At 62.7% G+C, this 14,628-nt stretch carries 17 protein-coding genes; 4 read left to right on the forward strand and 13 right to left on the reverse strand.

The window, feature by feature from the left end:
• Positions 1-44: 44 nt before the first annotated feature.
• Complete coding sequence (locus tag KPG71_RS06540; protein ID WP_216337316.1) at positions 45-920, reverse strand: NAD(P)-dependent oxidoreductase; 876 nt, start codon at positions 918-920, stop codon at positions 45-47.
• Between the two features lie 80 nt (positions 921-1,000).
• Between KPG71_RS06540 and KPG71_RS06545 the strand changes: the two genes are divergently transcribed.
• The gene (locus tag KPG71_RS06545) at positions 1,001-3,475 is read left to right on the forward strand and encodes a penicillin acylase family protein (protein WP_216337317.1); all 2,475 of its coding nucleotides are present in this window, start codon (positions 1,001-1,003) and stop codon (positions 3,473-3,475) included.
• A gap of 6 nt (positions 3,476-3,481) precedes the next feature.
• Here KPG71_RS06545 and KPG71_RS06550 read toward each other — a convergent pair whose 3' ends face one another.
• Positions 3,482-3,907: a hypothetical protein gene (locus tag KPG71_RS06550; RefSeq protein WP_216337318.1), complete on the reverse strand. Its 426-nt coding sequence runs from the start codon at positions 3,905-3,907 to the stop codon at positions 3,482-3,484.
• Positions 3,908-4,108: 201 nt separating this feature from the next.
• On the opposite strand from KPG71_RS06550, the gene KPG71_RS06555 reads away from it, so the two are divergent.
• On the forward strand, positions 4,109-4,696 hold the full coding sequence (locus KPG71_RS06555; RefSeq protein WP_216337319.1) for a hypothetical protein: 588 nt from the start codon (positions 4,109-4,111) through the stop codon (positions 4,694-4,696).
• A 2-nt stretch (positions 4,697-4,698) separates the two neighbouring features.
• On the opposite strand, the gene KPG71_RS06560 is transcribed toward KPG71_RS06555, so the two are convergent.
• Positions 4,699-5,298, reverse strand: coding sequence for a cyclopropane-fatty-acyl-phospholipid synthase family protein (locus KPG71_RS06560; RefSeq protein WP_216337320.1), 600 nt, complete (start codon positions 5,296-5,298; stop codon positions 4,699-4,701).
• 196 nt (positions 5,299-5,494) lie between these two features.
• A complete protein-coding gene (gene infC, locus KPG71_RS06565; RefSeq protein ID WP_084728771.1) occupies positions 5,495-6,040 on the reverse strand; it encodes a translation initiation factor IF-3 in 546 nt (181 codons plus the stop codon).
• 205 nt (positions 6,041-6,245) lie between these two features.
• On the opposite strand from infC, the gene KPG71_RS06570 reads away from it, so the two are divergent.
• Positions 6,246-6,968 carry a translation initiation factor 3 gene (locus tag KPG71_RS06570; RefSeq protein ID WP_216337321.1) on the forward strand — a complete coding sequence of 241 codons (723 nt, stop codon included), beginning with the start codon at positions 6,246-6,248 and terminating at the stop codon, positions 6,966-6,968.
• A gap of 84 nt (positions 6,969-7,052) precedes the next feature.
• Here KPG71_RS06570 and KPG71_RS06575 read toward each other — a convergent pair whose 3' ends face one another.
• The 6 genes from KPG71_RS06575 to cysG form a co-directional block, all read right to left on the reverse strand.
• Positions 7,053-7,904 (reverse strand): ferredoxin--NADP reductase, encoded by an 852-nt coding sequence (locus KPG71_RS06575; RefSeq protein ID WP_216337322.1) that lies wholly within the window; start codon positions 7,902-7,904, stop codon positions 7,053-7,055.
• Between the two features lie 70 nt (positions 7,905-7,974).
• The gene (locus tag KPG71_RS06580; protein ID WP_073031700.1) at positions 7,975-8,379 is read right to left on the reverse strand and encodes a DUF934 domain-containing protein; all 405 of its coding nucleotides are present in this window, start codon (positions 8,377-8,379) and stop codon (positions 7,975-7,977) included.
• Positions 8,376-9,110 carry a phosphoadenylyl-sulfate reductase gene (locus KPG71_RS06585; protein WP_216337323.1) on the reverse strand — a complete coding sequence of 245 codons (735 nt, stop codon included), beginning with the start codon at positions 9,108-9,110 and terminating at the stop codon, positions 8,376-8,378. Before KPG71_RS06585 ends, KPG71_RS06580 begins: the two co-directional genes overlap by 4 nt.
• Positions 9,097-10,764 carry a nitrite/sulfite reductase gene (locus KPG71_RS06590; RefSeq protein WP_216337324.1) on the reverse strand — a complete coding sequence of 556 codons (1,668 nt, stop codon included), beginning with the start codon at positions 10,762-10,764 and terminating at the stop codon, positions 9,097-9,099. Before KPG71_RS06590 ends, KPG71_RS06585 begins: the two co-directional genes overlap by 14 nt.
• A complete protein-coding gene (locus KPG71_RS06595; protein WP_216337325.1) occupies positions 10,757-11,065 on the reverse strand; it encodes a DUF2849 domain-containing protein in 309 nt (102 codons plus the stop codon). The genes KPG71_RS06590 and KPG71_RS06595 overlap by 8 nt, the downstream gene beginning before the upstream one ends.
• A 1-nt stretch (position 11,066) precedes the next feature.
• Positions 11,067-12,461 carry a siroheme synthase CysG gene (cysG, locus tag KPG71_RS06600; protein ID WP_216337326.1) on the reverse strand — a complete coding sequence of 465 codons (1,395 nt, stop codon included), beginning with the start codon at positions 12,459-12,461 and terminating at the stop codon, positions 11,067-11,069.
• 144 nt (positions 12,462-12,605) lie between these two features.
• Here cysG and KPG71_RS06605 point away from each other — a divergent pair, with 144 nt between their 5' ends.
• On the forward strand, positions 12,606-13,067 hold the full coding sequence (locus KPG71_RS06605) for an Lrp/AsnC family transcriptional regulator (protein ID WP_216337327.1): 462 nt from the start codon (positions 12,606-12,608) through the stop codon (positions 13,065-13,067).
• Positions 13,068-13,071: 4 nt separating this feature from the next.
• Here the strand turns inward: KPG71_RS06605 and tpiA are convergent, their stop codons facing one another.
• The 3 genes from tpiA to KPG71_RS06620 are packed head-to-tail and all read right to left on the reverse strand — an operon-like array spanning position 13,072 to position 14,618.
• Positions 13,072-13,824 carry a triose-phosphate isomerase gene (gene tpiA / locus KPG71_RS06610; RefSeq protein ID WP_216337328.1) on the reverse strand — a complete coding sequence of 251 codons (753 nt, stop codon included), beginning with the start codon at positions 13,822-13,824 and terminating at the stop codon, positions 13,072-13,074.
• 51 nt (positions 13,825-13,875) lie between these two features.
• On the reverse strand, positions 13,876-14,226 hold the full coding sequence (locus KPG71_RS06615) for an iron-sulfur cluster assembly accessory protein (RefSeq protein WP_216337329.1): 351 nt from the start codon (positions 14,224-14,226) through the stop codon (positions 13,876-13,878).
• Positions 14,227-14,255: 29 nt separating this feature from the next.
• Positions 14,256-14,618 carry an SUF system Fe-S cluster assembly protein gene (locus tag KPG71_RS06620; protein ID WP_216337330.1) on the reverse strand — a complete coding sequence of 121 codons (363 nt, stop codon included), beginning with the start codon at positions 14,616-14,618 and terminating at the stop codon, positions 14,256-14,258.
• Positions 14,619-14,628: the final 10 nt, after the last annotated feature.

Genomic DNA, 14,628 nt, shown 5'->3' on the forward strand with positions numbered 1-14,628 from the left:
GGCAAACACCCCGCGGGCCGAGGGGGCTGCGCCCCCTCATGCGCTCAGCCCGCCAGCTTGCGCAGGCGTTTGAACAGGCTCGACGTGTCCCAGCGGCCGCCGCCCATGTTCTGCACGTCCTTGTAGAACTGATCGACCAGCGCCGTGACCGGCAGGGAGGCCCCGGTTTCATTGCCCGTGGACAGGCAGATGCCCAGATCCTTGCGCATCCAGTCCACCGCGAAACCGTGGTTGAATTCGTCGTCCAGCATGGTCTCGTAGCGGTTCGCCATCTGCCAGCTTCCCGCCGCGCCCTGGCTGATCACCTCGACCACCGCGCGCCCGTCCAGACCGGCTTTTTCGGCGAAATGCAGCGCCTCGCTCAGGCCCTGCACGACTCCGGCGATGGCGATCTGGTTGCACATCTTGGTCATCTGTCCCGCGCCGGTGTCGCCGATCCGGCGGCACAGTTTGGCATAGGTGTTCATCACCGGTTCGGCGGCGTCATAGGCGGTCTGATCGCCGCCGCACATGATCGAAAGCTGGCCGTTCTCGGCCCCCGCCTGACCGCCCGAAATCGGCGCATCGACAAAGTTCAGCCCGGCCTCCTGCGCCTTGGCGTAAAGTTCCTCGGTCACCTTGGCCGACACGGTGGTGTGATCGACGAATATCGCGCCATCCTTCATCCCGCCGAAGGCGCCATCCGGCCCAAGGCAGACGCCGCGCAGATCGTCGTCATTGCCCACGCAGGCCATCACGAACTCCGCGCCCGCGGCGGCCTCGCGCGGGGTGGGGCCCATGCGCCCGCCATGCTCCTTGACCCAGGCCTCGGCCTTGGCCGTCGTCCGGTTGTAGACGCAGACGTCATGGCCCGCCGCCTGCAGGTGCCCCGCCATCGGATACCCCATCACGCCAAGGCCCAGAAATGCCAGTTTCGTCATTGTCTTCTCCCTTTCCATTGTCTCGGCCCGGATTTCTGACTATCCCATGCGCGGATGCAAGGAAAAACCGGGGCAGGGGCATGGCGCTGATCTTCAAATGGCTGCTGCGGCTGACGGGCGGGGCGATCGTGCTGGCTCTGATCGCCGTGCTTGTGCTGTATTTCCTGCTGTCGCGCTCCTTGCCCGACTACGACAAGCGCCTCACCGTGGCCGGCACCAGCACGCCGGTGGAAATCGTGCGCGACAATGCCAACGTGCCCCATATCTTCGGCGGCAACGATGCCGATACGTTCTTCGGGCTCGGCTATGCCCATGCACAGGATCGCCTGTGGCAGATGGTGACGCTGCGCCGCACGGCACAGGGCCGCCTGTCCGAGGTGTTCGGCGCCCGCACCATCGAGATCGACAAGCTCATGCGCCGTTTCGGGCTCTACGATCTGGCGCGCCGTTCGGTCGCGGCGCAGGACGCCGCCACGCAAGAGGCGCTCACCGCCTATGCCGCCGGGGTGAATGCCCGGCTGGCGGAAATCAATCAGGAGGCGCTCGGGCGCGGCGCCCCCGAGATGTTCCTGTTCAATGCCCCCGTGGCCCCCTGGCAGCCCGCCGATTCCATCGCCATCATCAAGCTGATGGCGGTGCAGCTGTCCTCGCATCTGGAGAACGAGGTGCTTTACGCCCGTGCTTCGCTGGAACTCGACGACGAGGCCCGCCTGGCCGATATCATGCCCCTCGCGCCGGGCAGCGGCATCGCCGCGCTGCCCGATTACGCCACGCTCATGCCCGGTGCGCGCGCGCTGCGCCATGCCTCTTTGCCCGCGCGCCCGCGCGATCCTCTGTCGCCGTTTCACAAACGCGCCTTTGCCGGGGCGTCGAATGCCTGGGCCGCCGCGCCCGCGCGCTCGGCCTCGGGGGGGACGCTGCTGGCCAACGATCCGCATCTGGGCTTTTCCGCGCCGTCCATTTGGTATCTGGCGCGCCTGCAACTGGACAGCGGCGGCGTGATCGGCGGCACCATTCCCGGCGTGCCGGTGGTGATGACCGGGCGCAGCCACGATCTGGGCTGGGCGATCACCTCGTCCTACATGGACGATCAGGACGTGTTCATCGAAAAGCTCAATCCCGACAACCCGTCCGAATACCTCACCCCCGAAGGGCACAAACCCTTCCGCACCGAGCGTTCGATCATCCGCATCAAGGATGCCGACCCGGTCACTCTGACCCTGCGCTGGAGCGATAACGGCCCGATCCTGCCCGGCTCGCATTACGATCTGGCCACGATCACCCCGCCGGGGCATGTCGCCGCGTTGTCCTGGACCGCGCTCAGCGATGCCGACACCACGATGAGCGCGGGCATGAGCATAATGCACGCCAAGACGGTCGAGACCGCGCTGGATGCGGGCCGCCTTTATGTCGCGCCCTCGCAGAACCTGACGCTGGTCGATCAGGACACCATCGCCATGAAAACCGTCGGCGCCATGCCGCGCCGCAACGCGCGCCACGACACGCAGGGGCGCATGCCCGCGCGCGGCTGGATTCGCCAGAACCGCTGGCAGGGGATCAGCCCCTATTCCGCCAATCCCGAATTCGTCGCGCCTGCGGGCGGGGTTCTGGGCAATACCAACAACAAGACCGTCGACCGGCCTTTCCCGCTGCATGTCAGCTTCCTGTGGGGCGATACGCAGCGTGTCTATCGCTGGCGCAAGCTGATGCAGAACCGCGAGGTGCACACCCGCGACAGCTTTATCGAGGCGCAGCTCGATACCGTCAGCTTCACCGCGCGCTCGCTCCTGCCGCTGATCGGCGCCGACCTTTGGTTCACCGGCGAGGCCGCGCCCGACGGCACCCCCGAACGCCAGCGCCAGCGCGCGCTCGACCTGCTGTCGGAATGGAACGGCGAGATGAACGAACACCTCCCCGAGCCGCTGATCTACGCCGCGTGGCTGCGTGCCCTGCAAGACCGCCTGACGCGCGACGATCTGGGGCCGCTGGCGCATGAGTTCAGCCACCCCGACCCGGTGTTCATCGAACGGGTTTACCGCGATATCGACGGGGCCTCGGCATGGTGCGATGTGCGTCAGTCCACCCGCGTCGAAAGCTGCACCGACATTTCCCGCATGGCGCTGGACGATGCGCTGGTGTGGATCAACGAAACCTATGGCACCGCCCTGGAAAGCCTGCGGTGGGGCGATGCCCATCAGGCCACCCACGACCATCAGGTTCTGGGCGAGGTGCCCGTGCTGCGCTATTTCGTGAATATCCGCCAATCCACCTCGGGCGGGGATCACACGCTGTTGCGGGGGCGCACAAAGGGAACCGGCCCCGATCCGTTCCAGAACGTGCACGGTGCGGGATATCGCGGGGTTTACGACTTTGCCGATCCCGACAGCAGTGTGTTCATCGTCTCGACCGGCCAGTCGGGCCATTTCCTGTCACGCTATTACGATGACATGGCACAGCTCTGGAGACGGGGGGAATATATCCCGATGTCGCTCGATCCCGAACTGGCGCGCGCCGCCGCCGTGGGGATTACCGTGCTCGAGCCGTTGGCACGCTGAGCTCTGTCACCGGCTGCCGCGCAGATGGGTGGTGAACCACTCGACACTGTGCCGCCCGACCATATCCGGCGCGGCGGCGGCCCCGGTGCCGGCCCCGAACAGCCCCTTGGGCAGCGGCGCGGTTTGCGTGTTGATCGCCGTCCAGTCCAGAGCCTGCTGAACGCGATTGGCAAGCAGCGCAATATCGCCCACATGGCGCGGGCTGGCAGTTTCGGCATCGGTCAGAAGATCGAACAGCAACGTGGCGATGCCCGCCGCGTTCAGTTGCCGGGCAACGCTGATGTTGCGCGGGCTCATGCGGTTGCTGCCGCTGCCATGCCCGAAGATGACCATCCTGGCGGGGGCGTCTGGTATATCTGGAACGCCATCCAGCATCACCGCACGATCGTCGGTGACAATGATGACGGAAAACCTGTTGGCTCGTGTTGACATGGCATCAGCCTGCCGCGCGCCGGACCGTCGGGTATTGATTGCGGTCAAGGCGGTCAGGGCGTGAGGCGATCACGATATTTCCTCGCATGTTGCGATTTCGTGCTACTATGCCCGCACGCCCGCCACCTTCTTCTGCACGAGTTCTCCGGGTTTCGCATGGTCCAGGTCCGGTGACGGCGCGCAGAAGAGGGGAGAAAATCAATGAAAACGAATGTTGCGGCGGGCATTGCCGCGCTTGCTGCCGGGGTGGCCGGGGCGGCCCTGGCCGATACGGTGGATCTCGATGCGGTTCGGGCCGCCACCGAAAAATACCGCGATGTCGAAGTGGCGCTTGCCGATGGCTATATCCGCGATCCGGCGGATCAATGCGTCACGGCCGAAGCAGAAGGGCTCCCACCCGAATGGGGGGGCATGGGCATTCACTATATCCACCCCGCACGGCTGGGCATCACCGGCGCCGAACCCCGCGTCAGCGGGAATGGCATGCATACCGACTGGATGCATCCCGGCATCCTGATCTACGAGCCGCAAGAGGATGGTTCGCTTGAACTGGTCGCGGTCGAAAACCTTGTCTGGCAAGGGGCGTGGAAGGCCGCCGGCAAGCCGCATCCGCAGATCAACGGCAAACAATGGGAGGCCATGGCCGACGACCCCGCCACCGAAGCCGACGAAGCGCACGGGTTCGAACCGCATTACGATCAGCATGTCTGGCTCTATCGTGACAACCCGGCGGGGATGCTCAAACCCTTCAACCCGGCGGTCAGTTGTGCCCAGCACGCCATGAAGTGATCTCAGGCGTTCATGGGGCGGCGCGCGATCAGGTCGATCAGGGCCGACCGCCCGGCATGACCCTTGCCTTCCCGGATGTCGCGCTCATAGGCGCGGCATTCCAGGATGTCCCACCCGGCAAAGGCATCGCGCAGGATTTCTTCGGTATACATATTGGCCGGGTCGGGTGGCCCGCCGGTGCCGAATTCGATCTGCTTCGGGGTATAGCCGTGCAGCATCATCAGCCCGCCGGGGGCGACGCTGCGCTTCATGCCGTCGAACAGTGTCGCGCGGTCCTTCGGGCCGACGAACTGGATGAAGATACCCGCCACCAGATCGTAGGTGTCGGGCCAGTCATGGGCCAGCACGTCCACTTGCCGGAATGTCACGTCGACACCGCTCTCCCCGGCAAGGGCCTTTGCCTTGGCAATGGCCGAGGAGGCGTATTCCAGCGCCGTCACCTGCATGCCCCGCTGCGCCATGAACACCGAATTGCGCCCCTCACCATCGGCCACCGACAGCGCCGTCGCGCCGGGGGTCAGCAGATCGGCATGATCGCTCAGAAAGACCGCCGGGGCGCGCCCGAAAACGTAATCCGGCGTGGCAAATCGCTCTTCCCACATCTTGCGCTCTCCTTGTGCTGGCTCTTTTGCCCGAGTCGATCGGGGGCCGGTCGTTGCGGATAAAAAAACCCCTCGCACCGGTGGGTGCAAGGGGGCGTTTGTGTCCATCATGGACGCGCTCTTTCGTGAAAGCCCCGGATTTCGTACAAAACCCGCGTACACTTCGTACGTTTTGTACGCAACGAATGGCCCGACCTCAGCGCGCGATGGGGCCGATCACCATGATCATCTGACGGCCTTCCATCTTCGGCATGTTCTCGACCTTGCCGATGTCCTTGACGTCCTCGGCCACCCGGTTCAGCAGGTCGCGGCCCAGATCCTGGTGCGCCATTTCGCGACCGCGAAACCGCAGCGTGACCTTGACCTTGTCGCCTTTTTCAAGAAATTTCAGCACGTTACGCATCTTCACGTCATAATCATGCGTGTCGGTGTTGGGCCGGAACTTGACCTCCTTCACCTCGATGGTCTTCTGCTTCTTGCGCGCTTCGGCCTCGCGCTTCTGCTGTTCGTACTTGTACTTGCCATAGTCCATGATCTTGCAGACCGGCGGGGTGGCGTTGGGCGAAATTTCAACCAGATCCAACCCGGCCTGCTCGGCCATCTCCATCGCACGCTCTGGTGTCACGACGCCAACGTTTTCCCCTTCGGCGCCGATCAGGCGAATTTCGGGGGCACGGATTTTGTCGTTGACGCGGGGGCCTGTATCACGGGTCGGGGGCGCGTTATGCGGTCTGCGGGCTATGGCTTTGATCCTTCGGTTGTTGGAATATTTCGAAACCGCAAAGTAACCGCGGTATTGCGGGCTTTCAAGCTGCAAAATCGGCTGATCTGAGCCGAATCGTGTTACATTCCCCCTTGTCGCTTTCCTTTCGCAGAGTCATCTGAAAGCAATGAGTTGCGTGACAGGTGATCGCGTAGAAGATCAGTATTTTGAGGGGACTAAAACAATGAGAAACCTGCTTTGGATCGTTCTGGCGCTTGTGGTTCTGGGGGGTGGTTACATGCTGTTCACCGGAAAATCGCCGCAGGACGTTGCCGATGACGTGACCGGCGCGGTCGAAGAACCCACCGCCTTGGAAGATGCCGCCGAGGCTGCGGGTGAAGCCGTCGACAACGCGGCCACGACCGTGACGGACGCGGCCGAAGAGGCCGCGACGACCGTGCAGGAAACCGCAGAAGAGGCCGTTGATGCCGCTGCGGACGCCGCCAGCGATGCCGCCGAGGCAGCGACCGATGCGGCCAGCGATACCATGACCGCAGTGGAAGAAACCGCGACCGAGGCGGCCGACGCCGCCAGCGATGCGGCGGATACGGCGGTTGAAACCGCGACCGAGGCCGCCGACAGCACCGCTGAGGCCGTCGATCAGGCCGCAGATACTGCGGTCGATGAGGCTGCGGAGGCTGCGGAATCGGCCGCCGATGCCGCAGAAAGCGCTACTGACGACGCCGCTGCGGCGACCGAAGCAGAGGTTGATGCATCTGCCGGGGGCGTGGCCGATTGGTTGACTGTCGATGGCTTCGACATGGACAAGGCGTCCGAGGCGATCGACAATTCGTCTATCGGCGACATGCAGAAAACCCTGCTGAAAGGATCGCTTGAGCAAGCGCGGCAAAACCCTGATCTGCTCAAGACCGCTCTTGCAAAGGTTCGCGAAGCGCTTGGCATGTAAGATCGGGCGGTCCGTCTGATTGAAAAAAGAAACCCGCGCCAGACCGGCGCGGGTTTTTCGTATCGGGGAAAGGCATGGCGCGGATCAGTCCAGAAACGCCTTTTCGACCACATATTCCTTGGGGTCCGAATTGGCACCCTCGCGCAGCCCGTATTCTTCCAGCATCGCCTTGATCTCGAGGTTGAAGGCCAGGTTCCCGCAGACCATCGCGCGGTCGGTTTCAGGGCTGAGCGGTTCGACGCCCAGATCCTCGAACACTTCGCCCTTGCGCATCAGGTCGGTGATGCGGCCCATCTTGGGGCTCTCTTCGCGGGTCGTCGTCGGATAATACCGCAGTTTTTCGTGAAACCCTTCGCCGATCAGTTCTTCCAGCATTTCGTCCTTGCGGATGCTGTCGATCAGTTGCTTGCCATATTCCAGTTCGCCCACCTCGCGGCAGGTGTGGGTGATGATGACCTCGTCATAGTCCTCATAGGTCTGCGGATCGCGCAGAAGCGAGGCAAACGGCGCAAACCCGGTGCCAGTGGCGAAGAACCAGATACGTTTACCCGGCAGTAGGGCGTCATGCACCAGCGTGCCCACAGGCTTGGGCCGCAGGATGATCTCATCGCCGGGCTGGATGTGCTGCAAACGGCTGGTCAGCGGGCCGTCCTGAACCTTGATCGAGTAGAACTCCAATTCCTCGTCCCAGGAGGGCGAGGCGATGGAATAGGCACGCAGAAGCGGCTTTTCCTTGCCGGTCTTTTCATCGGTCTGCATCAGCCCGATCATCACGAATTCCCCCGAGCGGAACCGCAGCGAGGCGGGCCGTGTCACCCGGAAGGAAAACAGACGGTCGGTCCAATGGGTCACTTCGGTCACGGTCTGCGCGTCGGGCAGGGCGGGTTTCTTGACGGCCTTGGCTGCTGCTTCGGTCACTGTGCTGATCTCGTTCATTGCTCCATCTGCCGGTTTCGTTAAACCGACACCTCTAAGTAATCTTTGATTCAGGTCAGGTGAAGGGGATTTAGCCGCGCAGGCGCGCCTGATAATCATGTGCGCCCCAATCGGCCCGGAACATCCACTGATCTTCGGGCTGACGTTCGGCCAGATCGTCGGCGATTTCGACCTCGTCGAAACCGGCCCGGCGGGCCATGGCGTATTGATCGGCGATCACATGGCCGCGTGCGCGCAGCCGCCCCTTGTAGCCCATCAGGCGCAGCTGCCGCGCGATGGTAAAGCCGCGCCCGTCGGCGAAGCTGGGGAAATCCACCCGGATCATCGGGATATCGGCCAGCCGCCCGGCCAGTTCCATCGGGTCGGCACTGGAGGGGAGGTCGATGGCGTATCCTGTCCGTGCGTCTTCGAGCGCGGAAATGGAGCCGGTCCAGTCGTCGGGTGTGAACCCCTTGTCAGTCACTATGATGCTCATGCGTTCTCTCCTTGGCGGACGATCCTTCCGTTGACGAAATGGATGCCGCATTCAGTTTTGTCCTGGCCGCGCCAGCGGCCCGATCTGGGGTCTTCGCCTTCGTTCACGCGGGTCGTGCAGGGGGCGCAGCCGATAGAGGGGTAGCCCCTGGCCACCAGCGGATGCCGGGGCAGGCGGTTTTCCTCCATGTAAGTGCGCAGGTCTTCGGGGGCCCAATGCGCCAGCGGGTTGACCTTGATCCGACCCGTGCCGTCCTCGGCCTCGAAGAACTCGAGCGTGGAGCGTGTGCTGCCCTGAAACCGCTTGCGCCCGGTGATCCAGCCGCCGAAGCCGTCAAGGGCGCGCTGCAAGGGCTCGGTCTTGCGCAGGGCGCAGCAGGCGTCGGGCGCGGTTTTATGCAGGGTGCCGTCGGGGTCCTGCCGTTGGAGCGCGGTGTCGGCGGCGCGGATGATGCGCAGGTCGCGCAGGTCCAGCCGCTCGGCCAGTTCCTGTTGATAAACCAGCGTTTCGGCAAACAGCATCTGCGTGTCGATAAAGATCACCGGCGTATCGCGGCGCGCGACCGAAACCATGTGCAACAGCACCACGGACTCGGCCCCGAAGCTGGAAACGAGCGCCAGCTTCCCGGCGTCCGGGTCGTGCAACGCGTGCTCGAGAACCGCTGTCGCCGAATGGTGGCGGTAGCGGTCATTGAGCGTCGCGACACGATTGTCGAGATCACTGGGCTGCATAGGCCTCGGCCTTTTCATAAAGGGCGCTCTTGAACGGAGGCATTCCAACGCGGCGATAGGTTTGCAGGAAAGACTCGTCGGCGCTGTCGCGATATTCCAGATAGGTGTCCACGATCCGCTCGATTGCGGACACGATGTCATCCGCCGAGAACCCCGGCCCGGTGCGCTGCCCAAGAGCTGCGTCCTGCGTGTGATCGCCGCCAAGCGTGATCTGGTAGTTCTCGACGCCGGCCCGGTCGAGGCCCAGAATGCCGATATGCCCGACATGGTGGTGCCCGCAGGCATTGATGCAGCCCGAAATCTTGATCTTCAGATCGCCGATTTCATGTTCCAGCTTCAACTCGTCGAACCGTGTGGCGATTTCCTGCGCGATCGGAATCGAGCGGGCGGTCGCCAGGGCGCAGTAATCCATGCCGGGGCAGGCGATGATATCCGAGATCAGCCCGATATTCGCCGTGGCCAGCCCGTGCTTTTTCAGGATGCCATGAATCGAGGGCAGGTCGGATTTGTGCACATGCGGCAGGATCACGTTCTGCTCGTGGCTGATACGCAACTCGTCATGGCCATAAAATTCGGCCAGATCGGCCATCACGCGCATCTGCTCTGCCGTGGCGTCGCCCGGTGTCGCGCCATGCGCCTTGAGGCTGATCTGCACGATGGCATAGCCCGGCGCGCGATGTTCGGCCAGGTTGGTGTCGCACCACGAGCGGAAGATCGGATCGGTGGCATAGGCGGTTTCGTGGATTGCCGTGCTGCTCTTGCGGAAGGCCGGGGCGGCAAAGGCAGACTTGATCTCTTCGAACAACTCAAGGTCGACGCCGCTGAAGGCGGGGCGGATCATTGCGAAACGATCCTCCACCCGCGCGCGGATGTCGTCGATACCGTGCTCATGCACGGTGATCTTGATGCGGCTCTTGTACTTGTTGTCGCGCCGCCCGATCTGGTTCCAGACACTGACCACCGCTTCGAGATAGGGCAGCAGATCGTCCTGGCTGATGAAATCGGACAGCACCTTGCCGATCATCGGCGTGCGGCCCAGACCGCCGCCCACGATCACGCGATAGCCTTGCAGGCCGTCGCGTTCGACGATCTGCAAGCCGATGTCATGTGCTTTGATCACGGCACGGTCGTTGGGGCTGCCGGTCACGGCGATCTTGAACTTGCGTGGCAGGAACTGGAATTCCGGGTGGTCGGTGGACCATTGCCGGATCAGTTCGGCCACGGGGCGGGGATCGGCGATTTCATCGGCGGCGGCCCCGGCGAAATGGTCGGCGGTGACGTTGCGGATGGTGTTGCCGCTGGTCTGGATGGCATGCATCCCGACCTCGCCCAGGGCATCCAGAATGTCCGGCACATCCGACAGTCTGGGCCAGTTGTACTGGATGTTCTGCCGGGTGGTGAAATGGCCATAGCCCTTGTCCCACCGTTCGGCGATATAGGCCAGTTGGCGCATCTTGGCGCTGTCCAGCGTGCCATAGGGGATCGCCACGCGCAGCATATAGGCGTGCAATTGCAGATAGAGCCCGTTCATCAGGCGCAGGGGCTTGAACTCGTCTTCGGTCAGCGCGCCGCTGATCCGGCGTTCGACCTGTGCGCGGAACTGACGGTTGCGCTCGGCCACGAAGGCGGCGTCGAATTCGGAATAGTTATACATCGGTCAACTCCGCTTGCTTGCCATGGGGATAGTTCGAGGGGCCTTTGCGGCGGAACGCCTCGCGGAAATGGGTGGGTTCGGGGCCGTTGGGGCCTGCGACGGCCTCGGCCAGATAGACGCCAACGACATCGTTGGGCTGACCCTCGGCCATCAGAAGGCGCAGTTGGGCATGCGCCTCGTCGGTGATCAGTTCGGCTTCGGACAGGTGGCGCGTCCAGCGGTCATCGCTTGTCAGGTAGACGACATCGCCCTCGATCAGGGCGTTGGCGGTGACGACTTTGGGAGTGAACTCTCGGGGCATGTCAGGCAAGCTCCTGGTCTTGAAGGGAGAGGGCGGTTTGCGCCGCGCGCGGCGCAAGGCCATAGAAGGTCAGGGCGGGGCCGTTGAGCCGGGCCTCGGCCAGATCCAGCGGCAATTTTTCGAGCGTGGTGGCGAGCGTGCGCTGATCGGGACGCGAGGCGTTTTCGATCATCGTTACCGGCGTCGCGCGATCCGCGCCGTGCATGATCAGCCGTCCCTGAATGAAACGGGCCGATTTCTTACCCATATAGATCGCAGCCACCTCGCCGGGGCGGGCGAGCGCCTGCCAGTCGTGATCGGCAAATCCCTTCATGTCATGGCCGGTCAGGAACCGGACCGACGAATTGCGGCCCCGCCGTGTCAGGCTCTGGCCGATCGAGGCCACGCTGGCCGAGGCTGCGGTGATGCCGGGCACGATATGCCAGTCGATGGCCGCGGCTTCGACCGCGTCGATCTCTTCGTCCAGACGTCCGAAAACGGCAGGATCACCCCCCTTGAGGCGCACCACCTGCGCGCCTTGGGTGGCGTGGGTCACGATCAGGTGGTTGATCTCGTCCTGATCCATGGAGGGGCCAAAACCTTGCTTGCCCGCGTCGATCAGCGTCGCCTCGCGGCGGGCGAGTTCGAGGATTTCCGGCGCGACCAGCCGGTCGTGGATCACCACATCCGCCGCGTCGAGCGCCTTGCGCGCCTTGAGGGTCAACAGCTCCGGGTCACCCGGTCCTGCCCCGACAAAGGCCACATGGCCGGGGAGTTGTTCTGATTTTTCATGTTTTTTGACAAGGGCTTGCAGGGCCTTGTTCGCCTCTGCCTCGCCGCCGCGATCCAATGCGCGTGGGCCTTCGCTGAAATAATAATCCGCCCAGAAATCGCGGCGGATACGGCCCGTGGGCAGGATATCGGCCAGTTTGCGAAACGCCTTGCCGATCCGCGCCAATGTGCCAAGGGTTGTGGGCAGTTTCGCTTCGAGATCGGCCTTGATCGCGCGGGCCAGGACCGGCGCGGCGCCTTCGGTGCCGATGGCGACGGTCACCGGGTCACGGTCCACGATGGCGGGGGTGATGAACTGGCTGTCCTCCAGATTGTCCACGATATTGACCGATGCGCCTTCGGCACGGGCGATGGATGCGGTGCGCGCGTCTTCGATGGGGTCTTCATCGGCGGCGTAGAACAGGGCGGTGTTGCGCGTGTCGCCAACGGCAAGCGGGCGACGGTGCAGGGTCAGGTGGTCCTCGGCGGCCCAGGCCTCGATCTCGGGGGCGGGGGAAGGGGCGAAGACGACCAGATCGGCCTCGGTTTTCAGCAGCAGGCGTAGTTTTGCCAATGCGGCCTCGCCGCCGCCCGAAATGACGATGCGCTGGCCCTCTACGGACAGGAAGATGGGAAAATGTTTCATCGGTGGCCTTGGGAACCTGTTTGACTTTGGATGTAATATAGAAAATATTCCCATATATGCGCCATATGTCGGCGTGAATAAGGACATATGTTCCAACCTTCGGGTAATTTCTCGGGGGCGTTCTACGAAAGGGCAAAACCCGAAATGGCTGTTCGCATTGACGATCTGGATCGAAAAATTCTTGTGCAGTTGCAGAAGGACGGTGGCCTGTCTCTGGATGAAATCGCCAAGGTTGTTGGCAGTTCCAAGACCCCTGTCTGGAATCGGATTCGCAAAATGCGCGAGGCCGGAATCATCAAACAGCAGACGTTCCTGCTGGATGCCGAGGCGCTTGGATTCGAGGCCTGTTTCTTTGTCCTGATCCGCACGTCGGAACACGATGCCGACTGGCAGGCCAGGTTTTTAAAGGCTTTGCTGGATCGTGACGAGGTTCAGGAGGCGCACAGACTGGCGGGGGATATCGACTATATCCTCAAGGTGCGGGTGGCCAATGCGCGGGCTTATGACACGTTTTACCAGGCACTGATTTCCGAGGTGAAAGTGCATAACGTGACGGCGTTGTTGTCGATGGAAGAGATCAAATCGACCACCTTTCTGCCGTTGTGATAACTTAAACAGCGGCTTCCAGAGATTTGATAATAGGGGTAAAATCGCTTTCTGCGAGGCTGGCGCCACCGACAAGGGCCCCGTCAACATTCGCCACGGCGAAGATTTCGGGTGCGTTGGCGGATTTGACCGACCCGCCATAGAGCAGGCGGATGGTGCGGGCGTTGTCCGCGCCAAAGCGCGCGGTCAGGTTTTCCCTTATGAAATCATGCACTTCGCCGATCTGTTCGAGGCTGGGCACCTTGCCGGTGCCGATGGCCCAGACGGGTTCGTAAGCGATGACGGTATTGGCCCCGGTGGCCCCGTCGGGCGTAGAGCCCTGAAGCTGGTCCGCGATCACGTCGAGGGTCTGACCGGCGTCACGCTGTGCCAGGGTTTCGCCGATGCAGATGATCGCGGTGAGGCCCGCCGCGTGGGCGGATTCGGCCTTGGCGCGGATCAAGTCATTGGATTCATTGTGATCTTCTCGGCGTTCGGAATGGCCGACGATCACGGCGGTGGCCCCGCAATCGGCGATCATGGGAGCCGAGATATCGCCGGTATGCGCGCCGGAGGGGGTGGTGTGGCAGTCCTGAGCCCCTATATCTAGTGGGTGGCCTGAAACCAGTTCGGCGGCGGACATCAGCAAGGTTGCCGGAGGACAGATCAGGATATCGACGGCCGGGTCGCTGTGCGCCTGCGCCAACGCCTGTAGCTCCTCCAGTGCCGCGCGGGTTCCGTTCATCTTCCAGTTGCCAGCGGCGAGCTTGCGCACCATCGTCCCGATTTCCTTTATTATTGTTTATTTGCAGATGGATACGAGCGTATCTTACATGCCTTCAAACTTGATCGATTCCCCGCAACCGCAGGCTTCGGTGACGTTGGGATTGTTGAACACGAAACCCGATTCAAGCAGCGAGGTCTGATAGTCGATCTGCGTGCCGAACAGGAACATTTGCGCCATCGGGGCGATCATCACCCGCGCGCCGTCCTGTTCGACCACTTCATCATGTGGATCGACCTCGGCAACATACTCCATGGTGTATTCCATACCCGCGCAGCCGCCTTTCTTGACGCCGATGCGCAGGCCTTGGTGGCCGTCCTTTTCCATCAGCTTCGCGATTTTCGTGGCGGCGGCGGGCGTCATGGTGACGGCCTGTTTTCCGGGAATTCCGAACATGAGATTTCCCTTTCAATCCATTGAAAATATTACATGAAACCCAGTTCCAGACGGGCTTCGTCGCTCATCATGTCCATGCCCCAGGGCGGGTCCCAGACCAGTTCGACATCGACCTGTTTGACCCCGGCTACGGGTTCGATGGCCTCGGCCAGCCAACCGGGCATTTCACCGGCGACGGGGCAGCCCGGTGCGGTGAGGGTCATGATGACGCGCACGGCGTTCTCGTCGTTGATCTCGACCGTGTAGATCAGGCCCAGATCGTAAATATTCACTGGAATTTCAGGGTCATAGACGGTGCGACAGGCCTCGACGATCTGCTCGTAGAGAGGATGCTCCGTGCTGGACGGGGCAATGAGCGGTGCGCCTTCGAGAGGTTCTGGGCTTTGAGTCATGTCTGGATCC

This window comes from Roseovarius sp. PS-C2 (genome assembly GCF_018862045.1).
Lineage (GTDB): Bacteria > Pseudomonadota > Alphaproteobacteria > Rhodobacterales > Rhodobacteraceae > Roseovarius.